A 23,160-nucleotide genomic window follows, 5' to 3' on the forward strand; every position below is an offset into this window, starting at 1 on the left:
TTAATATTCAATGAGCTAAAGTAGTAATACAGGACGACAAATAAAAATTATTTAACAGTAAATCTTGATATATTTATTAATTTCAAAGTACATTTTCATACTGAATACTCTATGTTTTTGTAAATTGCAGCTCTAAAATAGAATCAACACAGTATGGAAAATCAAACTCCTTATAAACCCAAAAATAAAGTTAGAATAGTTACCGCAGCTTCCCTTTTTGATGGCCACGATGCCGCTATCAATATTATGCGTCGCATTATACAGTCAACCGGTGTTGAAGTAATTCATCTTGGTCACGACCGAAGTGTGGAAGAAGTGGTCAATACTGCAATTCAGGAAGATGCCAACGCCATTGCAATGACTTCCTATCAAGGCGGGCACAATGAGTATTTTAAGTATATGTATGATTTGCTTCAGGAAAAAGGCGCTAGCCATATCAAGGTTTTTGGTGGCGGAGGGGGTGTAATCCTTCCAGAAGAAATTAAAGAGTTGATGGATTATGGTATCACGCGCATCTATTCACCTGATGATGGTCGTCAATTAGGACTTCAGGGGATGATCAACGACCTGGTGAAACAAGCTGATTTTCCTGTTGGAGACAAATTGGGTGATGAGTTTGATGAATTGGAGTCAAAAAAACCAACGGCGATTGCACGCATCATCTCATCTGCAGAAAATTTTCCTGAAATAGCAAAGCCTGTATTAGAAGCGATTCATAAAAAAAATAAAAACTCAAAAACTCCGGTGCTGGGTATTACGGGAACCGGTGGTGCCGGAAAGTCATCTTTGGTCGATGAACTAGTGAGACGTTTTTTGATTGATTTTCCTCAAAAAACCATAGGTATAATTTCTGTAGATCCTTCCAAAAGAAAAACAGGTGGTGCACTCTTGGGCGACCGCATACGAATGAATGCTATCAATAACCCAAGAGTATATATGCGCTCATTGGCAACACGCCAGTCTAATTTAGCGCTTTCCAAATATGTAGCTGAAGCCATTGCCATTTTGAAGGCTGCAAAATATGACTTGATCATTTTGGAAACTTCAGGAATTGGGCAAAGTGATACCGAAATCATTGAGCATAGTGATATGTCACTATATGTAATGACCCCGGAGTTTGGAGCTGCTACTCAGCTTGAAAAAATTGATATGCTTGATTTTGCCGATTTGGTTGCTATCAACAAATTTGACAAACGGGGTGCACAGGATGCTTTGCGTGATGTAAAAAAACAATACCAACGCAACCACGGACTTTGGGATGCCAAATCAGAAACGCTACCGGTTTTTGGAACAATCGCTTCACAGTTCAATGACCCGGGAATGAACACACTTTACAAAAAAGTGATGGAAGTTTTAGAAGAAAAAACGGGATCAGACCTCAAAAGCACGTTTGAAATTACAGACGAAATGTCTGAAAAAATATTTGTCATACCTCCGGCACGCACTCGCTACCTTTCAGAAATTGCTGAAAACAACCGTGCTTATGACAAGAAAGCTAACGAACAGGTGGAAGTGGCCCAGCGACTTTACGGAATCTATAAAACATTGGAATCGATTTCAGAAACTAAAATTAGCATTACTTCCGGTGGTCTGGAATTTGAAAAAAACGAAGCTTCCGAAAAAGAATTGAGCAAACTCCTTTTGGCCGAGTTTGATCGCTTGAAAATGGATATGGATCCTTACAACTGGGAAAAGTTAGTCAATTGGGAAGAAGTCCAAAAAAAATACCAGGGACAATACTACAGTTTTAAAGTGCGCGATAAAGAAATCAAGATAGAAACCCATACTGAATCACTTTCACACTTGAAAATTCCAAAAGTGGCTTTACCAAAGTATCAAGCCTGGGGTGATTTATTGAGATGGATGTTACAGGAAAATGTTCCGGGAGAGTTTCCCTATACTTCCGGTTTGTATCCATTTAAACGTCAAGGGGAAGACCCCACACGCATGTTTGCAGGTGAAGGTGGTCCTGAACGCACCAACCGTCGCTTTCATTATGTGAGTCTGGGAATGCCCGCCAAGCGTCTTTCCACAGCTTTTGATAGTGTGACCCTTTACGGAAACGACCCTGATTACAGACCTGATATTTATGGAAAAATTGGTAATGCAGGAGTCTCAATTTGTTGTTTAGACGATGCTAAAAAACTGTATTCTGGTTTTGATTTGAGCCATCCGCTCACATCGGTGAGTATGACCATTAACGGTCCCGCACCGATGCTTTTAGGCTTTTTTATGAATGCCGCCATCGACCAGAATTGTGAGAAATATATCAAGGAAAACGGACTCGAAAAGGAAGTAGAAGCCAAAATCGCAAAAATTTTCAAAGACAAAGGTGTTGAACGCCCCAGATACAATGGAGAATTACCCGCTGGGAATGATGGGCTGGGCCTGATGTTATTAGGTTTAACAGGAGATTTGGTGCTTCCTAAAGAGGTGTATGAAAAAATCAAAGCAGAAACCCTAACACAAGTGAGAGGTACAGTTCAGGCAGATATTTTAAAGGAAGACCAGGCACAAAACACCTGTATTTTTTCTACCGAATTTGCTTTACGTTTAATGGGTGATGTTCAGGAATATTTTATTGAGGAAAAGGTGCGCAATTTCTATTCGGTATCTATTTCGGGATATCATATTGCTGAAGCCGGCGCCAATCCCATTACACAATTGGCTTTAACGCTTTCAAACGGGTTCACTTACGTGGAATACTATTTAAGCAGGGGAATGGACATCAATGATTTTGGACCAAACCTGTCCTTCTTTTTCTCAAACGGTATTGACCCTGAATATGCTGTAATTGGTCGTGTTGCTCGTCGCATTTGGTCAAAGGCTTTAAAAGAAAAATACGGAGCCAATCCACGAGCACAAATGCTGAAATATCATATTCAGACTTCCGGAAGGTCTTTACACGCTCAGGAAATTGACTTCAACGACATCAGAACAACTCTTCAGGCCTTATATGCGATTTACGACAATTGTAACTCTTTGCACACTAACGCCTATGATGAAGCCATCACAACGCCTACGGAAGAATCTGTAAGGAGAGCAATGGCCATTCAGTTGATTATTAATAAAGAACTTGGATTGGCTAAAAATGAAAACCCAATACAAGGCGCTTTTATAATTGAAGAACTGACAGAGCTTGTGGAAGAAGCCGTTCTATTGGAGTTTGATCGCATTACAGAAAGAGGAGGGGTTTTAGGAGCAATGGAAACGATGTATCAGCGCAGTAAAATCCAGGAAGAGAGTTTGTATTATGAAACTTTGAAGCACACCGGTGAATTCCCTATTATTGGTGTGAATACATTTTTAAGTTCTAAAGGGTCCCCAACTATACTTCCTGCCGAAGTGATTCGCGCTACAGAGGAAGAAAAAGAGTTTCAGATTCAGACCTTAAAAAACCTTCATCAAACTTATGAAGACAGAGCTGAAGCTGCTTTAAATAAAGTGAAAGAAGCAGCCATCAAAAATCAGAATATGTTTAAGGAATTGATGGAAGCTACCAAAGTGTGTTCCTTAGGTCAAATCACTACCGCATTATTTGAAGTTGGTGGGCAGTATAGAAGAAATATGTAAAAATATCGCCCTCATCCATAATAGCAGTTAAAGTAAAATGGAAAAAAGACATTCAATACTGAGCATAGTTTATGTTGTTTTGTTAATGCTTGCCATTTCCTGTAATGATATGAAAAAAGAACAGGAAGCAGAAACAGTTTTAGAAACAGACACTACCACAATTGTTGGTGAGGCTTTAATTGATAAAAATGACCCTTCTATTTGGATTTATGATTTTGAATCTGATATTCCTGTAAGAAACAGAAGGGTACAAAAGGGCGTTTTTACTCCAAATCAATGGATTGATTTTTTAAACTCCCAAAATGAAAAAGTTCATTTAGAGTTTTTAAAACATTCAAGAGACACCCTTTTTGTTTCAATTCCGGAAAGTAATTTTTTGACTCAGCAAATGGGTTCAACAGGAGCCGATGGGTATTTATCTGTTGCTACTTTTACACTTACAGAGTCTGAAAATGTAAATTATGTTCAATTTGATTTTGAAGAAGGCGATCACGCCTTTCCCGGAACATATAGCAGGCAATTTTATGTCGACAGAAATAAAGAAAGATTTCAATAATGCACTGGACTCTCCTCATTATCGCCGGACTCTTTGAAGTTGGTTTTGCATTTTGCTTAGGAAAGGCAAAACTGGTAACCGGAACTACACAATTTCTTTGGTTAACCGGTTTTATAATTTGTTTGAGTATAAGTATGTTGCTGCTTTATAAAGCCATTCAGGTAATTCCAATTGGAACAGCTTATGGAGTCTGGACAGGAATTGGTGCGGCTGGTACAGTAATTATTGGACTTTTATTTTTTAAAGAACCTATGTCTTTCTGGAGGTTATTTTTTCTATTTACGTTAATAGCCTCGGTGGTTGGTTTAAAAGTGGTTACAAACTAAAGGGACAAATGCCATTGTCGTTGCATTTTTCTAAAACCTTTCAATTCCTTTCGTAGCAGTGCTATGAATTCCTTTCCGTTTGGAACTGAATGTTCTAAACGTTCACAATTTTTGTAGAGTAACTTAGAAAGACGGGCAACAGAAGCTGCGTGCTTATGCCTTTCTTCAGTATATTTTTTTTGTTCAGCGTTAATTATTTCCGGAATGATTGAACTCGACTTTTGAACGATATCACCAGTATAATAAATTTCAGGATGTTCTTCTCCCTTTTCATTTAAAACGGCCATATCGTGAACTAAAAACTGCGAGAGACTTTTTGATAAGGTGAAAATCTCCAAAGCCTTTTTATACAAAGGTGAATTAGGCAATTTTAAATGAATGTTATAGTTCATATCAGGCGAATTTTTGGGGAGCTCAATTTTATGCAAAGTTATAGAGAAACTAGGTTCTTTTGCTTTTAAAAATAAAATATATAGTATATTTACTTTGTAATAAAAATTAATAGAACTAAAAACTATGGAAATAAAAGTTGACTCTGTGAATTGGGAGATTTTGAAACACTTACAAATAAATGCCCGCATTTCGATGGCAGCGCTCAGTAAGAAAGTTGGGCTTACAGCTCCCGCTGTTGTGGAGCGAATTAAAAAAATGGAAGACATAGGAATTATCAGGGGGTATTATACGCAACTTTCTTATATCAAAACAGGATATCAATTAAAAGCAATTATAACTCTGAAAGTTTTTATGGGAAGATTAAAACCATTTTTGGACAGGGTTTCAGAGTTTAAAGAAGTAATCAATTGTTATCGAATAACCGGTAATGAAAACATTATAATGGAAGTGGTTTTAAAAAATCAAAAACATCTAGAACAATTTATTGACCAACTTATCTCCTATGGCGAAACCAAAACTCACATTGTTTTGTCAAATAAAATTGAGAATGCACCCATTTTGCCACCTAACTAGTTGGGATAAAAAATAATTTAGTAACTTTAATAAAATTCAAATATTTTCTGGAATGATGAGGCAATTACTATTTTGTGGATTACTATTTTTTAATTTTGGTCTAATAGCACAGTCATCAGAAAATGCAATTCAAGAAGTACAGGACTTCCAGAATGAACTAAATGAACATTTTACAAACAGTGAGACTTCAATTTTACTTCCGGAAGATTTAGAGAATTTCACCGGGCTTCAATTTTACCCAATAAACTTAGACTTTAGAGTCAATGCTGAGTTTGTGAGAACCCCCAATGAAGTTCCCTTTCTGATGCCAACCACAACTGATAGACTTCCTGAATATATAAAATATGGAGAATTACATTTTTTATTGGAAGATAATTTAATGGTTTTAAATGTTTATCAAAATTTACATCCCAAAGAAGGCTATGAAGACTATTTATTTTTGCCATTTACCGATTTAACCAGTGGTGCCGGCTCTTATGGTGGAGGTAGATATATTGATCTTTTTATTCCTGAGGGAAATGAAATGATTTTAGATTTCAATAAAGCATACAATCCTTATTGTGCCTACAACGCCGCTTATTCTTGCCCAATTCCACCGGAGGAAAATGATTTAAAAATTAGAATCGAGGCCGGAGTTCGTCATTTTAAAAATAAATAGACTACTTTTTACTTTGCCCACCATAAGCCAGTAAAAACAGCAGCAATCCCAACGATCAAAGTTGCACTGGAATAGATTGCAAATGTTGTGTAGTCCCCGGTTTTTAACAAGTTTGCATTTTCTGAAGCGAATGCAGAAAAAGTAGTAAATCCGCCACAAATACCAACGGTTAGAAAAAGTAAGTTTGTGTTCTCTGTTAGATTGTTTTTTATGGCATACCCCATTATAAATCCTAATAATAGGCTTCCTATTATATTTACTAAAAATGTTCCCAGAGGAATTTGCAATGTTTCGTTATTTAGCAATTTACTTACAAAATATCTTAAAACACTTCCTAAGCCTCCACCTAAAAAGACAAAAACAACTTCTTTCATTATAAATCTATAGTTTCAATGTTTTCTTGCTCAACGGGAATGTAAATATCGGTCTTCCATTTTGCAGGATTGGGCTCCTCTGGTAGGTTTTTTGCATAAACCTCAATTATGCTAAGGTTTTCGTCTTTATTCAAACCTGAATCGTTCAGGTATTTTTCTGCAGCTTCATATGCTTCATCTAAATAAGTGAGTTTTCCTGAGAGAGTAACTTTTACTGCAGATATGCTTGGTAAATAACCTGTAATTGCCGGACTGTTGTCAGGTAATATCACACGGTCAGGTGTAGGTATACCCACCGAAAAAATGGTTGAATTATTCATTTCGTCCCAACTTAAATAGGCCACAAAGGGACTTCCATCAATGGGGATATTGTTTTCATTCATAAAAGATTTTAATTGCGAAATCATGGGAGCTGCTTTAGCACTCACTTCAGTCTGTTTAGAAGCTGTGCTATTGTATAAATAAAAACCACCACTGTGTTGGGTGAGGCCGATAACTTCAATGGAATATTCATTCATTTTGACTTGAAGTACACTATCAAGGTTCTGAAGCGATTCTTGATACATTTCACTAATTGAGGCTTCAATATCAATTTTTTTTACGGCCATATATACCTTTTCTATAAGACTTAATTCACCATTCATACTCCACCTTAGGTTTGTTTTTTTTCCGGTAACATCAGGATCAAAACTCCAAAGGACCTGGTGGCCTTCATCTTCTAAAGAACCGTTAAAAATAATTTTTTGGGTGAGAGAATCATATGGATTGCTGGTGATAGTTTGCATAGCGCCTTTTCCTTCCTTTTCACTTTCCCAGGAGTAAAAGCTACCTTCTCCTTTCGTGTTTTCTGGATAATGTATTTTTAAAGATTCATCCTTCATCCAGGAACCCCAATGTTCCCAATTTTTAAAATCACTTACTTCATTAAAAACAACCTGGACAGGTGCGTCAATTTCAATTTGCTCTTTCACAGAAAACTTGCCGTCCTGGGTTCCAAAATAAAGAGCAGTTCCAATGAAAACAATGAGTAACAAAAAGAATAAGTATTTGAAAAATTTCATATGAAAAAAATTATGGGTTCTAAAAGCTAAGATAACTAATATTACAATGCTAATTTATTACATTTGTGGAAATCAAAAACGAATATAGAATGAAAATACAATTTTTAAGCATTTTTGCTGCGGCAGCCTTTATTTTTGTTGGTTGTAAGGATAATACCCCAGCAGTAGAAACTGAGGAACCAAAAGAGTCGGCTTTTGTTTATAAGATAGATCAATTTGCAGACTTGCAGGTATTGAGATATCAAGTGCCGGGATGGGAAGAATTGTCCTTAAAGGAACAAGAGTTAGTTTATTACTTAACTCAGGCCGGTCTTGCCGGAAGAGACATTATGTGGGATCAAAATTACCGCTACAACCTTGAAATAAGAGAGGCACTCGAAAATATTTACACAACCTATGATGGCGATAAAACTTCTGAAAACTGGAAAAACTTTGAAATTTACCTGAAGAGGATATGGTTCTCCAACGGGATACACCATCATTATTCAACAGACAAGCTTCCTGCAAACTTTCCTGAACAATATTTCACATCCTTGCTTGAGGAAACGGGGACTACTTTAAGTACCGAAGCATTTGATATTATTTTTAATGACGCCGACGCAAAAAAGGTTGACAGAACCAAAGGGGAAGACAATATCGCAAACTCCGCCGTTAACTTTTATGGCCCTGATGTTACCGATGCTGATCTCGAGTCGTTTTATAAGGATGCAAACAAAAACAGGGGAGACCGTCCCATTGAAGCAGGACTCAATTCAAAACTGGTAAAAGAAAATGGTAAACTGGTTGAAAAAGTCTGGAAAAAAGACGGGATGTATGGTGCCGCCATTGAAAAAATGATTTCTTGGCTGGAAAAAGCAAAAAACGTTGCTGAAAATGAAGCACAGGAAAAAGCCTTGGGCTTGCTTATCGATTATTACACCACCGGAAACCTTGAAACCTGGGATGAATATGCAATTGCATGGGTAAATTCAACCGAAGGGAATATTGACTGGATCAACGGCTTCGTGGAAGTTTACAACGACCCGAAAGGATACCGCGGTTCTTATGAAAGTATCGTCCAGATAAAAGATTTTGAAATGTCCAAACAAATGTCTGTGCTATCAGGCGAAGCGCAATGGTTTGAAGACAATGCTCCCATTATGAATGAACACAAAAAAGCAAATGTGGTAGGGATCAGTTACAATACTGTGAATGTTGCCGGTGAAGCCGGTGATGCTTCACCCAGTACACCCATAGGGGTTAACCTTCCAAACAACAACTGGATACGTCAGGAGCACGGTTCAAAATCAGTTTCCTTGGGAAATATTATTGATGCTTATGACAATGCAGGAGGAAAAGGCCGTTTGCAGGAATTTGCACACGATGAAGAAGAAGTACAACGTGCAGAAGAATATGGCCAACTGGCAAGCAAATTACACACCTCACTGCACGAAGTGGTGGGACATGCTTCCGGTCAGCTTAACAAAGGTGTAGGGCAACCCAAAGAAACCCTGAAACAATATGCTTCCACTATGGAAGAAGGAAGGGCAGACCTTGTTGCACTCTATTATATTATGGATCCTAAAATTCAGGAACTGGGCATTACAGACAATTGGGAAGAACTTGGTAAAACTGCTTACGACAGTTACATAAGAAACGGATTGATGACACAGTTGATTCGCATTGACCTTGGTGACGATGTGGAACAAGACCATATGATGAACCGTATGTATGTGAGCAGCATCGCTTATGAGCGAGGTAAGGAAGAGAATGTGATTGAAAAAGTGGAGCGTGATGGCAAGACCTATTACAATATCAACGACTATCAAAAACTACGAGCAATTTTTGGTGATATCCTTAGGGAATTGCAACGTATTAAATCTGAAGGTGACTTTGAAGCTGCTGAAGCTATCGTAACCACCTATGGTAAAAAGATAAACCCGGAAATGCACGAAGAAATTCTGGAGAGAAACAAACAATTTACAGATGCCGCCTACAGTGGTTTTTTAAACCCCGTTATCTCACCGGTAATGGATGATGAAGGAAACATAACAGAATTTAAAATGACCTGGCCTGAAACATTTGAAGAGCAAATGCTTCACTATGCTAAAGACTTTGGTTTTTTAGTAAAGAATTAAACTGAGATAATATTACTTAAAAAAGCTACCTGATTCAGGTGGCTTTTTTTATTTCATCAGAAATTTTATAAGGAATAAAAATAGAATAAAAGAGATAAATCCAACCAAAACCCAAATCACTCCTTTATAATTTTTTTTATGTAACTTTTTATCTTTGTTATAACTATAAATCATTAAAATAATAAAAGCAATGACAAAAATAATTGCAACAATCCATTGACCTGAAGTAAACATAATTGTGTAGTTTTATAAATGTAAAAATACAACCAAAATTTAGAATATGAATCGAAAAATAGAAGCAGTTACAGAATTTCACAACGCTTTTGGATTGGGCATAAAAAACAAACCAACAGCAGATTTGGGCGAAGCCAAAAACTTATTGCGTTATAAGTTAATGCGGGAAGAAAATGAAGAGTATCTTGAAGCAGCCAACAATAATGACCTTGTTGAAGTGGCAGATGCTCTGGGAGATATGTTATACATTTTATGTGGAACCATTATCGAGCACGGAATGCAAGACGTTATAGAGGAAGTGTTTGAAGAAATTCAAAGAAGTAATATGAGTAAGTTAGGAGCTGACGGAAAACCCATTTATAGAGAAGACGGCAAAGTACTCAAAGGCCCCAGCTATTTTACACCTGATATCGAAAAAATACTAAATAAAAAAGCTTAGTTTATACTTTCAGCGTCCAATTAAAAGGATCTTTAGAAATGTTGTATTGAATGTCGAGCAAGCTTTTTTTCATGCGTTTAGCAAAAGAATCTTCCTGAGAAGGTAGTTCAAAAAAGTCATCTTTGTATCCAAATCCTGAAACCGGACTAATCACTGCTGCCGTTCCGGCACCAAATATTTCCTTAAGACTTTTATTTTTAGCGGCTTCAAGGAGTTCTGATACAGTAATTTTTCTTACTTCAGTAGAAATGCCTTCACGCTCGGCCAGTGCCAGGACACTTTTTCGGGTTACTCCATCAAGAATTCTATCGCTTGTGGGTGCAGTTATTAATGTGTCATTAATTCTAAAGAAAACATTCATGGTGCCTGCCTCCTCAAGGTACTGATGTGAGCAATCATCTGTCCAGATAATTTGGTCAAAACCTTTTTCTTTGGCAAGACTTGTTGGGTAAAATTGCGCGCCATAGTTCCCGGCAGCTTTAGCTGCACCAACTCCTCCGTTTGCTGCTCGGCTGTAATTTTCTGCAATTAAAACCTTTACATCACCGGCATAATATGCTTTTACGGGACAAAGTAAAATCATAAATTTATAAGTACCCGAAGGTGCTGCAGAAACTCCCACCTGATCACCAAATACAAATGGACGAATATACAATGTGTTACCATATCCTTTTGGCACCCAATTTTTGTCCATTCGAAGTAAAGTTAATAAACCTTCAAAAAACACATCTCTGGGTAATTCAGGGATAGCAAGCCTTTTTGAAGACTTATTAAATCTTAAAAAATTTTCCTCAGGTCTAAACAACCAAACATCATCTTGTTCATCTCGATAAGCTTTCATTCCTTCAAAAATTGCCTGGCCATAGTGAAATACTCTTGCTCCTGGTGAAATGGTTAGGGGGCCATAGGGTTTTATTACAGGAGTTTGCCATTTTCCGTCAACAAAATCACAAGTCAACATATGGTCTGTAAAGACGTTTCCAAAAGTTAAATTTTCAAAATCAACCTGGTCAAGTCTTGAAGTTTCTGCTTTATTAATTGTTATTGGAAGTGTATTGTTTTCTTGCATTTTGTACTATTTTTTAGGCACCACAAAAGTAGTCATTTTTTTAAGCTTTTAAAATTTAAAAATTTCATAAAATTGCAGTATATTTAAAGTTTATACCAATAACACTATTTAATTTAAAAAAAATGAAAAATTCACTTTTAATTTTAAGCATCTTAATACTGCTGGGAGCTTGTAAAAACAACCCGGAAAATCAGCAAGTAACAGCAGATGAATTAGTAGATGAGATATCTTATGCAACTTTTGGAGAAGCAATTAGCCAAGACGAAGCGATTACAAAAGAAGAAATGGCTGCACTTTTTAACACCTTAAAACCAGGAGATACCGTTGAAGTTAAGTTTACTTCAATTGTTAATGAAGTTTGTCAAAGTAAAGGCTGTTGGATGAAAATTGATTTAGGTGACCAAGAAACTATGGTGCGATTTAAAGATTATGGGTTTTTTATGCCCAAAAACATTTCTGGCGAGGAAGTCACCCTTGAAGGCAAAGCCTATATAGAGCAAATGAGTATTGAAGAACAACGTCATTATGCAGAAGATGCAGATGCCACAGATGAGGAAATTGCAAAAATCACCGAACCCAAGAAAACATTGTCTTTTGAAGCAAAAGGTGTGTTATTAAAGGAGTAATATGTCTAGATTCAGCTTTCTTTTACTTATAATTGCTTGCTGTTCCTGTCAAAACGATAATGAAAAAGCATTACAAAACCCAGGTTCTGATAAAGGTGAAAAGAAATATGATTTATATGAACCTTCAGAAATGGCGCTTCTTATGAATGTTATGTATGACATTCAAAACCAGTTAAAAGGAAGTATTCAAAATGGAGATTCACTTTCCAACTTTCCTGAGGAAATCCTAAAAATTCACACAGCTCAAATGTCTGATTTCAAAGAACGAAATCAGGCATTTGAAGCTTATTCTCATTTATTTGTCGAGAAATTTGAATTAATTTTTGACACTACCTCACAAGTTCCGCTTAAAAAACGATACAACGACGCTGTTAATTTGTGTTTAAATTGTCATCAAACTGAATGTACTGGTCCTATTCCACGAATCAAAAAGCTATTAATAAAATAAACTTTGAATCGAAAAGTGATCATAACAGCAGACGGATCTACTACCATCCACTTGGAAGATTTGGAAGAAAGTTATCACTCAAGACACGGTGCGATTCAGGAAGCAAAACATGTATTTTTAAAAAGCGGATTGCAGCTTTTTTATGAACAAAAGCATATTTCAATATTAGAAATTGGTTTTGGAACTGGACTTAATGCCTTTCTGACTTTGTTAGAAGCTGAAGCGAAAAAACTAGAAATTGAATATGATGGCGTTGAAAAATTTCCGGTAGTATTTGAGGAAATTCAAAAATGTAACTTCGCCAAAGAATTAAATGTTGACAGAGCCCCTTTTGATTTGATGCACAAAATAAGCTGGGAAATCCGAAGTAATATTTCTGCAAACTTTCGATTAAGAAAAAGAAAACAGGACTTTTTTGATATCAATGACATAAACAAGTATGACTTAGTCTATTTTGATGCTTTTGGAGCCAGTGTACAACCTGAACTTTGGACGGAAAGAATTTTTAGTAAAATGTTTATAGCTTTGAAAAATAATGGAGTATTAGTTACTTATTCAGCAAAAGGAAGTGTGAGAAGAGCCTTGCAAAGTGTGGGTTTTCATGTTGAAAAACTACAGGGACCCCCGGGAAAAAGAGAAATGCTAAGAGCTGTTAAAACTTAAAATATATTCTTTAAACTCATTTACAATGAAAGCATTAGTGATTTCAGGTGGCGGAAGTAAAGGAGCCTATGCAGGTGGAGTAGCACATCACCTCATTAAAAATCAACATAAAGAATATAATCTTTTTATTGGTACATCAACCGGTAGTTTGTTGTTGCCACATTTGGCTTTGGGAAGAGTTGAAAAACTAAAATCAATTTATACCAATGTAACTCCCAAAGATATTTTTAATATCAATCCATTCATTATAAAGAAAAAAGGAAACAGAGAGTATGTGGCCATTAAACACTGGAATGTTTTGTGGCAAATTTTACGAAACAAACGCACTTTTGGTGAAAGTAGAAATCTTAGAAGAAACATTGAGCGAAATTTTACAAGAGAAGAGTTTCAAACATTAAAAAACTCAGATAAAGAAGTTGTAGTCACTGTTTCAAACCTCACAAAAAACAAAGTGGAATATAAATCACTTAAAAGCTGTACCTATGAAGATTTTTGTGATTGGATGTGGATCAGTGCCAATTATATTCCTTTTATGTCACTTGTTACCAAAGACAATTGTGAATATGCAGATGGCGGTTTTGGTGCAGTATCTCCCATACGGGAAGCAATTAGAAAAGGAGCAAAAGAGGTTGATTCAATTATTCTTGAGGCCGAAAATATGGAGCATAACATTGTTTTAGGTAAAAATCCATTTTCGCTTATGGTTAATTTATTTGGTTTTGTAGTCGACCAAATTGAATATCACAATATTGCAGAAGGAAAATTAGCTGCTTTGGCAAGAAATGTAGAGCTAAATCTTTACTACACTCCAACAAAACTAACCGAAAATTCACTCATCTTTGATAAAAAACTGATGTCAAGCTGGTGGCAAAGAGGTTTTGATGCAGCTGCAAACAGAATTGCTTCAAGTAAAGTTAACTACATTTCTTAGTCGTTTACATCAATTCAGCAACCTCCTGTTTAAGATACAATAAAGCTTTTTGTGATGGTGAAATTTCATCCATAAAATGCTGTATGATGGTCTCTCTTAATTTAGTAGCACTATCTACCTTTTCATTCATAGCGGTTTTTCTGACGATTTGAATTGTGGCATTTTTGGCTGCATTGATCATATTCCAGCAATCACTTGTTATATATATTTGTTGAGCAATATTGTGTTCAAACTCTTGTTCAATATTCTGTATGATTAATTTTTCATAAGCATCAACATCCTCAGAGTGTGGAGCAATTCTCACAAGCAATTTGTTGGGAGCAACACGTTCAAGGAATAGTGTAAAACGTTCATAAGCTTGTAATCTTAATGGCAACATCTCCTTTTGTGATTCTTTTTGTAAAAGATACCTTCTTCGCCCTTCTTCATTGCTTGTGTGTCCTTTAAAGAAATAATATGCCACAATTCCTACAACAATAGCAGGAAGTAAATAGGCAAAATAATTTAATACTAAACTGAAGTCTTCCATAATTTATTTTTGAGGTACGAAAATAGGCAATTTTACATTAATGAAGCAATAGTTCAATTTGATTATAACACTTATTTACCTCCTAAATAAGGACAGTTTTTCAAGTTTTCCATTCCACTAAAAGGCACGGCATCTTTTTGATATTGATAAGCCAATCTGATATTTTGTGAAATACTGATATCATCTGCATTTACTTCTATATCATCCATTGTAAACTGGCAAGGATGTTCATATCCTGTTGCATGAGTGATTTCTATCAATTCTTTTTTAAAGGTATTAAAATATTGAGCATTCATATCAGATTTTAATGGAACGTGAATGCCGTTTTGCAACCACTTGCTTTGGGTGGCAACTCCACTGGGACATCTGTTTGTGTGGCATAATTGCGCTTGAATACATCCTATACTCATCATTGCCTCTCGAGCCACATTTATCACATCCACACCCATCCCAAATGCCATTGCAGCCATTGCTGGAAATCCAAGTTTTCCGCTTCCAATAAATACAATACGATCAGTGAGTTTTCTTCTTTGAAATACTTTATAGAGGTCTGAAAAGCCATATACAAAAGGAAGAGACACATGATCTGCAAAACTTGGAGGTGCAGCGCCAGTTCCGCCTTCACCGCCATCTACAGTAATAAAATCAGGTCCTTTTCCGGTTTGAACCATAATATTTGCCAATTCTTCCCATTGATTTAGCTTTCCAATGGCTGCTTTTATGCCCACTGGGAGTCCTGTTTTTTCGGCAATTTCTTCGATAAATTTCATTAACTCAGGAATGGTATTGAATGCCGAGTGGTTGGGAGGTGAAAGCACATCTTTTCCCACTTGCACTCCTCTTATTCTGGCAATTTCTGGTGAAATTTTAGCTCCCGGTAAAACACCCCCTTTGCCGGGTTTGGCTCCCTGGGAAAGCTTAATCTCAATGGCTTTTATAAATGGATTTTTATTGACAAGTTTGACCAGTTTTTCCATTGAAAAATTTCCTTGTTCATTTCTAACTCCAAAATATCCGGTGCCAAAGTGAAATATGACATCGGCTCCGTGACAGTGATAGGGTGACAACCCTCCTTCACCTGTGTTGTGATAAGCGCCGGCCTTTTTGCAGCCTATGTTGAGTGACTCTATGGCTTTCGCTGATAGCGCACCAAAACTCATTGCAGATACATTGATAATCGAAGCAGGCCTGTAAGGTTTTTGTCTTTTGTTGTAAAGCCCCATTACCTTGGCACAGGGAATAAAGGAAGGGTTTTCGATATTTGGATGATTCTTTTCAAGTTTGTAAGGAATCATTGCATTATTGATAAAAATATGTTGATGGTCATAAATATTTGAATCTGTACCAAAACCTTTATAATTGTTTTCTCTTCTGGAAGATTTGTATATCCAATCACGTTCTATTCGGTTAAATGGTTTTTCTTCTCTGTTGTTGGCCACCAGATATTGCCTTAATTCAGGACCAATGCCAATCAAAAAATAGCGCAAATGCCCCACTAACGGAAAGTTGTGCAAAACAGAATATCGCTTTTGAATAAAGACATCCCGAATAAAAACAATGAATAATAAAAATAAAATCCAACCCCACCAGGGAATTGATTTTAAAGTATCAAAAACTACTTCCATAAATTACTTTACATTTAAATAATCAATTGTAAGCTGGGACAAGGATTTTACCCCAATAACATACCGGAATCGTCTATCATAAAATCGGGAGTGTGATGTGGGTATGGAGTTGTATTACCAGGAGTCATTCCTCCAAGAAAAAAATAAAGCCCCGGTACTTCCTTTTGAAAGAATGAAAAGTCTTCTGCTCCCGTAATTGCATCTATAAGCACCACATTTTCATTGCCGGCAATATTTTTTAAAGTTGGCAGCATTTTAGTAGTTAATTCAGGGTCGTTATAAGTGATTGGGTAATTATAATCGTGAAAAGAAAGAGTGGCTTCACCACCATAGGCTTTTGCAATCGCAGTAACCATTTCATCCATGCGTTTCATCACTTTTTCTCGCATTTCGTGATCGAGAGTTCTTAATGTTCCAAGCATTTCAGCACTTTCAGGAATAATGTTTTGGCGTGTTCCCGCTGAAATTTTTCCAATCGTGATGACTACCGCTTCTTTTGTAAGCTCCGATTCGCGGCTAACAATGGTTTGCAGTCCGTCAATAATTTTTGCAGAAATTAAAATTGGATCCACACTGGTCCAAGGTGTGGAACCATGTGAACCTTTTCCATTTACTACAATGGTATATGAATCTGCTGCTGCCATTATACCACCCGGGCGATAGGCAATAGATCCCACGGGTAATTGTGAACTAATATGTAAACCAAATATGGCGTCAACATCAGGATTGCTTAACACTCCTTCTTCCACCATCATTTTAGCACCTCCATTTTCTCCTGGAGGTGGTCTTTCTTCAGCTGGTTGAAAAATAAATTTTACAGTTCCGTTTAAAAGGTGTTTGTGTTTGGTTAATATTTCTGCCACACCCATTAAAATCGCAGCATGTGTGTCATGTCCACAGGCATGCATCACTCCGGTTTCAGATCCTAGAAAGGTAGTTGTTACTTCACTTTTGAAAGGCAAATTGTTGCGTTCAGTTACCGGCAATGCATCTATATCGGCTCTGAGAGCTACTACTTTGCCGGGCTGATTACCTTTCAGAATACCCACAACTCCTGAATGAGCAATTCCGGTTTGGACATCAAGACCTAAAGTTTTAAGGTGTTCAGCAATTTTTTCAGCGGTTTTAAATTCTCGGTTTGACAATTCTGGAAACTGATGAAAATGGTGACGCCAATCAATCACCTTTTGTTCAATGGCTTCAACGTCTTTTAGTAATTGAGCGTCCATTTGAGCAATAATCTGAAGAGAATAAAGTAATGATAGGAAAATGAAAATTGACCGCATAGGCTTTTATTTTTAAATTTATTTTCTAAAGGTATTAATTTTTGAGTAATCAAAAATCTTGTTAGTAATTATTGCACAATGAATGTGTTTTTTACCTCTTGAATTCTTATTTTCACCTTTTTAAAAATTGAAATTTGCAAGATTATTTAAATCAATTAAATGAAGCTCAGTTAGCTCCTGTATTACAGAAGGATGGGGCTATGATTGTCATTGCGGGTGCGGGTTCAGGTAAGACGAGAGTGCTAACCTATCGCATAGCTTATTTGATGGAGAAGGGGGTAGATGCTTTTAGTATTTTGGCACTTACTTTTACCAACAAAGCAGCCCGCGAAATGAAAAAAAGAATTGCAGAAATTGTGGGTGCCAGCGAAGCCAAAAATTTGTGGATGGGAACATTTCACTCTGTGTTTGCTAAAATTTTGAGAATTGAAGCTGAACGGCTAGGTTATCCATCCAATTTTACAATTTATGATACACAGGATTCACAAAGTGTGATCAGGGCGATTATTAAAGAAATGAATTTAGATAAGGATGTGTACAAATACAAGCAAGTTTATTCCCGCATTTCTTCTTATAAAAACAGCTTGATAACAGTCAAGGCATATTTTAATAATCCCGAGTTGATGGAAGCCGATGCGATGGCAAAAATGCCCAGACTGGGAGATATTTATAAAGCTTATGTGGCCAGATGTTTTAAAGCAGGAGCCATGGATTTTGATGATTTACTTTTAAAAACCAATGAATTACTTACCCGGTTTCCGGAGGTTTTGGCAAAATATCAAAATCGGTTCCGCTATATTTTGGTGGATGAGTATCAAGATACCAATCACAGTCAGTATTTGATTGTAAGAGCACTTTCAGACCGGTTTCAGAATATTTGTGTGGTGGGTGATGATGCACAAAGTATTTATGCTTTTCGCGGAGCAAACATCAATAATATTTTAAATTTTCAACGCGATTATGATGATGTAAAAGTGTATAGACTGGAACAAAATTACCGCTCTACCAAAAACATAGTGGAAGCGGCCAATTCTATCATTGATAAAAACAAGACCAAACTCGAAAAAATAGTTTGGACAGAAAATGAACCCGGCAATAAGATTATTGTAAACCGTTCAATGACAGATGGTGACGAAGGCAGGTTTGTAGCGAGTTCTATTTTTGAAAATAAAATGAACAATCAGCTCAAGAATGGCGACTTTGCAATTCTATACCGCACCAACGCACAATCAAGAGCGATGGAGGATGCACTCAGAAAAAAAGACATTCCCTACAGAATTTATGGTGGTTTAAGTTTTTATCAACGCAAAGAAATTAAGGATGTAATCGCCTATTTACGGCTGATATTAAATCCAAAAGACGAAGAAGCCTTAAAACGTGTAGTCAATTATCCTGCAAGAGGTATTGGTAACACCACGATTGAAAAACTAATTGTTGCAGCCAATCATTACAACCGATCCATTTTTGAGGTAATGGAGCACCTTGATAAAATTGATTTAAAAATCAATAGTGGGACTAAAGGAAAACTTCAGGACTTTGTAACAACAATAAAAAGCTTTCAAGTGCTGAATGAAAGTTACAATGCTTTTGAAATTGCTGAGCACGTGGTTAAAAAAACCGGATTGCTTCAAGAGCTTAAAAAAGATGCCACCCCTGAAGGAATTGCACGAATTGAAAATATTGAGGAATTATTAAATGGTTTGAGAGATTTTGTTGAGGAACAAAAAGAACTTGCCGAAAGTTCAGGTTCTTTGTCTGAATTTCTTGAAGACGTTGCCCTTGCTACCGATCTTGATAACGAAAAAGGAGATGATGATCGCGTGGCCTTAATGACGATTCACTTAGCAAAAGGGCTTGAATTTCCCTATGTATATGTTGTAGGTTTGGAAGAAGATCTTTTTCCAAGCGGGATGAGTATGAATACCAGAGAAGAGCTAGAGGAAGAGCGCAGACTCTTTTATGTTGCTTTAACAAGAGCCGAGAAACAAGCTTACCTAACCTATGCGCAAACAAGATATCGATGGGGAAAATTAATTGATGCGGAACCCAGTAGGTTTCTGGAAGAAATTGACGAGAACTTTTTAGAATACCTTACTCCGGTTACTGAAAACAGATACAAACCATTGATTGATGCAGACATATTTGATGAAGTAGATAAAAGTAATCTCAGATTAAGAAAACCAACCAAAGGCACACCGCCTCGGGGACCTTCTGAAGAACAATTAAAAAAATTACGTCGCTTGCGGCCTGTAAATGCTTCAGGCAAAGAAAAAGTTGAAGTTGATAGCAATCTCAAAATAGGAACTCTCGTTGAGCACATGCGTTTTGGAAAAGGAAAGATTGTGAATATAGAAGGGGTTGGAGCCGATAAAAAAGCTGAAATTAATTTTGAAAATGGTGGGCTAAAAAAACTTTTGTTAAGATTTGCAAAATTGAATATTTTAGAAAACTAAACTTTCCAATATGAGTGTTACAAACATAATTATAATGCTCTTGTCTATCTTCAGCATAATACTACTTTCTTCACTTTTTTTTATACCATCAGATTCTGAAATATACAGATTGATAGAGTATTTTGATTTTATTCTTTGTTTAATATTTCTCTATGACTTTGCAAGCCAGTTTATAAATGCAAAAAATAAATGGATATATTTTTACACAGTTGGTTGGTTAGATTTGCTTTCTTCAATTCCTCTAGTATCAGAGTTTCGGTTTATAAGGGCTTTTAGAGTCTTTAGAATATTTAGAATTATAAAATCGTTTAAATTATTATTTGAATTTGTTCTTAAAAACAAGTCAGCTTCTCTTTATGGTTTTGTGGTGTTTAGTGCATTCACTATTTTGGTCTTGTCAACTACAGCAGTACTTTATGTTGAAAAAGATGTCGGAAATATTAAAACTGCAGAGGATGCCTTATGGTGGAGTTTCGTCACAATCACAACAGTAGGTTATGGTGACTTTTATCCTGTAACGAACATAGGAAAGTTCATAACTTTTATTCTTATTGTATGTGGCATTGCCTCTTTTGGCACAGCGATATCTTATATAAATGAAAAAGCTTCCAGTTTTAAAAATTAATCAATAGACAAGTGAGTCAACATAAATTCTTCAAGTTTACTCTGTAAATCCTGAATATCAGTAGTGCTCCAATCATCACCATGACCTCCGTCATAAACAGTAAATGAATAATTGATTCCGTTCGTATTTAGAGCATTTTCTAATGCAAAACCATTACTTATTGGTACAATTGGGTCCAGGTTGCCGTAAAATAAAATTGTGGGAGAAGTACTTTCTGAAATCTGATAAACAGGGCTTAAAACTTCAGGTAAATTACTTCCCTGAGGGTAAGCATTTGTGTCTGTTAAAACTTGAAGTGCTATTTCAAAATTGGGGTTGTTTGCATAAAATGGATCAGTAAAATCTGAAGGGCCAACAATGTCAGCAACAAACTTCACTTGGTCGGTTTGGTCATAAACAGAATCATACATTAAAGAAATATGTGCACCGGCACTTGTTCCAATCAGTCCAAACTGTGGTTGAATTTGCAATTCATTTTGTTGTTCAGTGAGTTGTGAAAGCACATTTCCCAGATCCAAAAATTGATTTGGAAAGGCGGGGACACTAATTTCAGCTAGAACATAATTAATGTTAGCTACTGCATAGTCAGGGTGGTTTGCTTGGAGAAAGTTTACAATTTCTATCATATCACTTTTATCACCTGAGGTCCATCCACCTCCATGAACAAGGACTATAACTTTAGTGTTTTCCTGGGTTCTACCTTCGGGTAAATATAAGTCATATACCTGGCTTGGGTGTTCTCCATAGGATACATTCATCCTTATTTCAGCTTCCAGAACTTCATCAGGGTTTGTGGTGCCTTCGTCATCTGAACTACAAGCAACATTGAATAATAATAAAGGTATTGAAACGAATAGTAACAGTAAGTGTCTTTTCATCAGTATTTTATTAATTTGAATTTGAATTTTATTTTAAAACTTAATATATTAATTTATTGAACGTATAATAATAACTTTTATGTTATTTTGTAAAAATAATAATTTAAAAAGGTTGAGTTATGGCAAAACTTATAAAACTTTATGAAGAGAATCCAAATGAGAAACAAATTCAGGAGGTAGTAAAAGTATTGCGTGACGGCGGAATTATTATTTATCCCACAGATACTGTTTATGGTTTGGGTTGTGATATTAACAACAATCGCGCATTGGAAAGAATTGCACAAATCAGAGGAGTAAAACTCGAAAAAGCAAACTTTTCGTTTGTTTGTGAAAGCTTGAGCGATGTTTCAGGGTATGTAAAACAAATGGATACTTCTGTATTTAAAATGTTGAAGAGAGCATTACCTGGCCCATATACTTTTATTTTGGAAGGAAACAATAATTTACCATCGGTGTTTAAGAAGAAAAAAACAGTTGGATTACGAGTGCCAGACAATAATATTGCCAGAGCCATAGTGAGGGAGTTGGGAAGTCCCATAATTTCAACATCAATTCGCGATGAAGATGAGGTTATTGAGTATACAACAGATCCTGAATTAATTTATGAAAAGTGGGAAAAACTGGTTGATGTGATTATTGATGGAGGCTATGGAGGTAATATTGCTTCAACAGTTATTGACCTGACTCAGGGAGAGCCGGTACTTGTCAGAGAGGGGAAAGGCTCATTAGAAATATAAAAAAAAGCCCGGTAATGCCGGGCTTTAAATTTTATACGAATCAGATTAGTTGATTTCAGGGTCTTTTAAACCTTCTTCAATCATTTCGTAAAACTGATCAAGTTTAGGTAATACCACAATTCTGGTTCTTCTATTTTTAGATTTTCCTTCGGCAGTTGAATTGCTTGCTACAGGCACATATTCTCCTCTTCCTCCTGCGGTCATTCTTGCTGGATCAACACCAAAGTCTTTTTGTAGCATTCTCACTACTGCAGTAGCTCTAAGTACACTCAAATCCCAGTTGTCTTTTATTGCAGGACGACTTATTGGGTCTGTATCAGTATGTCCTTCAACCAAAAATTCAAAGTCAGGTTTGCTCTTTACTACTTGTGCTACTTTTCCAAGAACTTCTTTTGCTCTGTTTGTTATGTTATAGCTTCCGCTAGAAAACAATAACTTATCAGAAATATTTACATAAACCACACCCTTTTCAACACTTATTTCAATGTCTTCATCATCCAAATTGCCGATAGCTCCTTTCAAACTTTGAACCAGCGCAAGGTTTACAGAGTCTCTACGGGTAACAGCATCATTAAGTTTTCTAATAGTTAAGTCTTTTTCTTGCAAACTTTCAAGAGAACGTTCTAAGTTTTCAGCTCCTTTTTTAGTTAAATCTGTAAAATCACCAATGCTTCTAATCAGGTCTTTGTTAGTTGCATTTAAAGATGCTACTTGACTTTCTAAAGAATTTGCTTTTGCTTGAAGTGATGCTCTTTCTTCCAAACAAGAATTTAACTTAACCGTGGTAGTGTTAAGCATATCCTGGGTGTTTTTGTGTTGTTCTTCTAACTCAGCATATTTTTTCTGAGATACACACGATGAAAACAGTAGCGCAACGACACTACCTAATACGATTATTTTTTTCATAATTTTTGGTTTTATTTTTTAGTTAAATTGAATATCAAAATTATCAAATATTGAGCCATTTTTTTAACAGTTAACAATTA

22 protein-coding genes and 1 pseudogene are annotated in these 23,160 nt (G+C 36.2%); 14 read left to right on the forward strand and 9 right to left on the reverse strand.

What is annotated here, in order from left to right; genetic code table 11:
• Positions 1 to 153 precede the first annotated feature (153 nt).
• The 3 genes from IEV69_RS07375 to IEV69_RS07385 are packed head-to-tail and all read left to right on the forward strand — an operon-like array spanning position 154 to position 4,455.
• Positions 154 to 3,573, forward strand: a complete 3,420-nt coding sequence (locus IEV69_RS07375; protein WP_188441050.1) for a methylmalonyl-CoA mutase family protein — start codon at positions 154 to 156, stop codon at positions 3,571 to 3,573.
• A 37-nt stretch (positions 3,574 to 3,610) separates the two neighbouring features.
• Positions 3,611 to 4,129 (forward strand): hypothetical protein, encoded by a 519-nt coding sequence (locus IEV69_RS07380; RefSeq protein ID WP_188441053.1) that lies wholly within the window; start codon positions 3,611 to 3,613, stop codon positions 4,127 to 4,129.
• On the forward strand, positions 4,129 to 4,455 hold the full coding sequence (locus tag IEV69_RS07385; RefSeq protein ID WP_188441055.1) for a DMT family transporter: 327 nt from the start codon (positions 4,129 to 4,131) through the stop codon (positions 4,453 to 4,455). The genes IEV69_RS07380 and IEV69_RS07385 overlap by 1 nt, the downstream gene beginning before the upstream one ends.
• On the opposite strand, the gene IEV69_RS07390 is transcribed toward IEV69_RS07385, so the two are convergent.
• Positions 4,452 to 4,847 carry a hypothetical protein gene (locus IEV69_RS07390; protein ID WP_188441057.1) on the reverse strand — a complete coding sequence of 132 codons (396 nt, stop codon included), beginning with the start codon at positions 4,845 to 4,847 and terminating at the stop codon, positions 4,452 to 4,454. The genes IEV69_RS07385 and IEV69_RS07390 overlap by 4 nt on opposite strands.
• Positions 4,848 to 4,971: 124 nt before the next feature.
• Here IEV69_RS07390 and IEV69_RS07395 point away from each other — a divergent pair, with 124 nt between their 5' ends.
• Both IEV69_RS07395 and IEV69_RS07400 read left to right on the forward strand, forming a co-directional pair.
• A complete protein-coding gene (locus IEV69_RS07395) occupies positions 4,972 to 5,421 on the forward strand; it encodes an Lrp/AsnC family transcriptional regulator (protein WP_188441059.1) in 450 nt (149 codons plus the stop codon).
• Positions 5,422 to 5,473: 52 nt separating this feature from the next.
• Positions 5,474 to 6,079, forward strand: coding sequence for a DUF1684 domain-containing protein (locus IEV69_RS07400; protein ID WP_229741394.1), 606 nt, complete (start codon positions 5,474 to 5,476; stop codon positions 6,077 to 6,079).
• An 8-nt stretch (positions 6,080 to 6,087) separates the two neighbouring features.
• Here IEV69_RS07400 and crcB read toward each other — a convergent pair whose 3' ends face one another.
• Both crcB and IEV69_RS07410 read right to left on the reverse strand, forming a co-directional pair.
• Entirely contained in the window at positions 6,088 to 6,453 is a 366-nt protein-coding gene (crcB, locus tag IEV69_RS07405) for a fluoride efflux transporter CrcB (protein ID WP_188441061.1), read from the reverse strand.
• Complete coding sequence (locus IEV69_RS07410; RefSeq protein ID WP_188441063.1) at positions 6,453 to 7,514, reverse strand: SRPBCC family protein; 1,062 nt, start codon at positions 7,512 to 7,514, stop codon at positions 6,453 to 6,455. The genes crcB and IEV69_RS07410 overlap by 1 nt, the downstream gene beginning before the upstream one ends.
• Before the next feature lie 89 nt (positions 7,515 to 7,603).
• Here IEV69_RS07410 and IEV69_RS07415 point away from each other — a divergent pair, with 89 nt between their 5' ends.
• Together IEV69_RS07415 and IEV69_RS07420 are read left to right on the forward strand one after the other, a co-directional pair.
• Positions 7,604 to 9,631: a dipeptidyl-peptidase 3 family protein gene (locus tag IEV69_RS07415; RefSeq protein ID WP_188441064.1), complete on the forward strand. Its 2,028-nt coding sequence runs from the start codon at positions 7,604 to 7,606 to the stop codon at positions 9,629 to 9,631.
• 280 nt (positions 9,632 to 9,911) lie between these two features.
• On the forward strand, positions 9,912 to 10,304 hold the full coding sequence (locus IEV69_RS07420; protein WP_188441066.1) for a pyrophosphohydrolase domain-containing protein: 393 nt from the start codon (positions 9,912 to 9,914) through the stop codon (positions 10,302 to 10,304).
• Position 10,305: 1 nt separating this feature from the next.
• Here the strand turns inward: IEV69_RS07420 and IEV69_RS07425 are convergent, their stop codons facing one another.
• A complete protein-coding gene (locus IEV69_RS07425; protein ID WP_188441068.1) occupies positions 10,306 to 11,373 on the reverse strand; it encodes a branched-chain amino acid aminotransferase in 1,068 nt (355 codons plus the stop codon).
• A 122-nt stretch (positions 11,374 to 11,495) separates the two neighbouring features.
• On the opposite strand from IEV69_RS07425, the gene IEV69_RS07430 reads away from it, so the two are divergent.
• The 4 genes from IEV69_RS07430 to IEV69_RS07445 are packed head-to-tail and all read left to right on the forward strand — an operon-like array spanning position 11,496 to position 14,041.
• Positions 11,496 to 11,999: a DUF4920 domain-containing protein gene (locus IEV69_RS07430; protein ID WP_188441070.1), complete on the forward strand. Its 504-nt coding sequence runs from the start codon at positions 11,496 to 11,498 to the stop codon at positions 11,997 to 11,999.
• A 1-nt stretch (position 12,000) separates the two neighbouring features.
• A complete protein-coding gene (locus IEV69_RS07435; protein ID WP_188441072.1) occupies positions 12,001 to 12,447 on the forward strand; it encodes a hypothetical protein in 447 nt (148 codons plus the stop codon).
• Positions 12,448 to 12,450: 3 nt separating this feature from the next.
• Positions 12,451 to 13,110: a tRNA (5-methylaminomethyl-2-thiouridine)(34)-methyltransferase MnmC2 gene (gene mnmC2, locus IEV69_RS07440; RefSeq protein WP_188441074.1), complete on the forward strand. Its 660-nt coding sequence runs from the start codon at positions 12,451 to 12,453 to the stop codon at positions 13,108 to 13,110.
• Positions 13,111 to 13,135: 25 nt separating this feature from the next.
• Entirely contained in the window at positions 13,136 to 14,041 is a 906-nt protein-coding gene (locus IEV69_RS07445) for a patatin-like phospholipase family protein (RefSeq protein ID WP_188441075.1), read from the forward strand.
• A 4-nt stretch (positions 14,042 to 14,045) separates the two neighbouring features.
• On the opposite strand, the gene IEV69_RS07450 is transcribed toward IEV69_RS07445, so the two are convergent.
• The 3 genes and pseudogenes from IEV69_RS07450 to IEV69_RS07460 all read right to left on the reverse strand — a co-directional run bounded on the left by IEV69_RS07450 (position 14,046) and on the right by IEV69_RS07460 (position 17,481).
• A complete protein-coding gene (locus IEV69_RS07450) occupies positions 14,046 to 14,570 on the reverse strand; it encodes a DUF7935 family protein (protein WP_188441077.1) in 525 nt (174 codons plus the stop codon).
• 71 nt (positions 14,571 to 14,641) lie between these two features.
• A complete protein-coding gene (locus IEV69_RS07455) occupies positions 14,642 to 16,195 on the reverse strand; it encodes an FMN-binding glutamate synthase family protein (RefSeq protein ID WP_188441078.1) in 1,554 nt (517 codons plus the stop codon).
• 3 nt (positions 16,196 to 16,198) lie between these two features.
• Positions 16,199 to 17,481, reverse strand: a pseudogene (locus IEV69_RS07460) (amidohydrolase).
• A 134-nt stretch (positions 17,482 to 17,615) separates the two neighbouring features.
• Here IEV69_RS07460 and IEV69_RS07465 point away from each other — a divergent pair.
• Together IEV69_RS07465 and IEV69_RS07470 are read left to right on the forward strand one after the other, a co-directional pair.
• Positions 17,616 to 19,934, forward strand: coding sequence for an ATP-dependent helicase (locus IEV69_RS07465; RefSeq protein WP_188441081.1), 2,319 nt, complete (start codon positions 17,616 to 17,618; stop codon positions 19,932 to 19,934).
• 10 nt (positions 19,935 to 19,944) lie between these two features.
• Entirely contained in the window at positions 19,945 to 20,559 is a 615-nt protein-coding gene (locus tag IEV69_RS07470) for a potassium channel family protein (protein WP_188441082.1), read from the forward strand.
• On the opposite strand, the gene IEV69_RS07475 is transcribed toward IEV69_RS07470, so the two are convergent.
• Positions 20,556 to 21,437 carry an alpha/beta hydrolase gene (locus IEV69_RS07475; protein WP_188441084.1) on the reverse strand — a complete coding sequence of 294 codons (882 nt, stop codon included), beginning with the start codon at positions 21,435 to 21,437 and terminating at the stop codon, positions 20,556 to 20,558. The genes IEV69_RS07470 and IEV69_RS07475 overlap by 4 nt on opposite strands.
• Positions 21,438 to 21,556: 119 nt before the next feature.
• On the opposite strand from IEV69_RS07475, the gene IEV69_RS07480 reads away from it, so the two are divergent.
• The gene (locus tag IEV69_RS07480; RefSeq protein ID WP_188441086.1) at positions 21,557 to 22,174 is read left to right on the forward strand and encodes an L-threonylcarbamoyladenylate synthase; all 618 of its coding nucleotides are present in this window, start codon (positions 21,557 to 21,559) and stop codon (positions 22,172 to 22,174) included.
• A 45-nt stretch (positions 22,175 to 22,219) separates the two neighbouring features.
• On the opposite strand, the gene IEV69_RS07485 is transcribed toward IEV69_RS07480, so the two are convergent.
• Positions 22,220 to 23,080: an OmpA/MotB family protein gene (locus tag IEV69_RS07485; RefSeq protein ID WP_188441088.1), complete on the reverse strand. Its 861-nt coding sequence runs from the start codon at positions 23,078 to 23,080 to the stop codon at positions 22,220 to 22,222.
• Between the last annotated feature and the right edge of the window lie 80 nt (positions 23,081 to 23,160).

It is taken from the genome of Planktosalinus lacus, assembly GCF_014640155.1.
Classification (GTDB): domain Bacteria; phylum Bacteroidota; class Bacteroidia; order Flavobacteriales; family Flavobacteriaceae; genus Planktosalinus; species Planktosalinus lacus.

Bases quoted from the DNA above. Each gene is read 5' to 3' on its own strand.
- IEV69_RS07375 (WP_188441050.1), top strand. From the start codon at position 154: ATGGAAAATCAAACTCCTTATAAACCCAAAAATAAAGTTAGAATAGTT.
- IEV69_RS07380 (WP_188441053.1), top strand. From the start codon at position 3,611: ATGGAAAAAAGACATTCAATACTGAGCATAGTTTATGTTGTTTTGTTA.
- IEV69_RS07385 (WP_188441055.1), top strand. From the start codon at position 4,129: ATGCACTGGACTCTCCTCATTATCGCCGGACTCTTTGAAGTTGGTTTT.
- IEV69_RS07390 (WP_188441057.1), bottom strand. From the start codon at position 4,847: ATGAACTATAACATTCATTTAAAATTGCCTAATTCACCTTTGTATAAA.
- IEV69_RS07395 (WP_188441059.1), top strand. From the start codon at position 4,972: ATGGAAATAAAAGTTGACTCTGTGAATTGGGAGATTTTGAAACACTTA.
- IEV69_RS07400 (WP_229741394.1), top strand. From the start codon at position 5,474: ATGATGAGGCAATTACTATTTTGTGGATTACTATTTTTTAATTTTGGT.
- crcB (WP_188441061.1), bottom strand. From the start codon at position 6,453: ATGAAAGAAGTTGTTTTTGTCTTTTTAGGTGGAGGCTTAGGAAGTGTT.
- IEV69_RS07410 (WP_188441063.1), bottom strand. From the start codon at position 7,514: ATGAAATTTTTCAAATACTTATTCTTTTTGTTACTCATTGTTTTCATT.
- IEV69_RS07415 (WP_188441064.1), top strand. From the start codon at position 7,604: ATGAAAATACAATTTTTAAGCATTTTTGCTGCGGCAGCCTTTATTTTT.
- IEV69_RS07420 (WP_188441066.1), top strand. From the start codon at position 9,912: ATGAATCGAAAAATAGAAGCAGTTACAGAATTTCACAACGCTTTTGGA.
- IEV69_RS07425 (WP_188441068.1), bottom strand. From the start codon at position 11,373: ATGCAAGAAAACAATACACTTCCAATAACAATTAATAAAGCAGAAACT.
- IEV69_RS07430 (WP_188441070.1), top strand. From the start codon at position 11,496: ATGAAAAATTCACTTTTAATTTTAAGCATCTTAATACTGCTGGGAGCT.
- IEV69_RS07435 (WP_188441072.1), top strand. From the start codon at position 12,001: ATGTCTAGATTCAGCTTTCTTTTACTTATAATTGCTTGCTGTTCCTGT.
- IEV69_RS07445 (WP_188441075.1), top strand. From the start codon at position 13,136: ATGAAAGCATTAGTGATTTCAGGTGGCGGAAGTAAAGGAGCCTATGCA.
- IEV69_RS07450 (WP_188441077.1), bottom strand. From the start codon at position 14,570: ATGGAAGACTTCAGTTTAGTATTAAATTATTTTGCCTATTTACTTCCT.
- IEV69_RS07455 (WP_188441078.1), bottom strand. From the start codon at position 16,195: ATGGAAGTAGTTTTTGATACTTTAAAATCAATTCCCTGGTGGGGTTGG.
- IEV69_RS07470 (WP_188441082.1), top strand. From the start codon at position 19,945: ATGAGTGTTACAAACATAATTATAATGCTCTTGTCTATCTTCAGCATA.
- IEV69_RS07475 (WP_188441084.1), bottom strand. From the start codon at position 21,437: ATGAAAAGACACTTACTGTTACTATTCGTTTCAATACCTTTATTATTA.
- IEV69_RS07480 (WP_188441086.1), top strand. From the start codon at position 21,557: ATGGCAAAACTTATAAAACTTTATGAAGAGAATCCAAATGAGAAACAA.
- IEV69_RS07485 (WP_188441088.1), bottom strand. From the start codon at position 23,080: ATGAAAAAAATAATCGTATTAGGTAGTGTCGTTGCGCTACTGTTTTCA.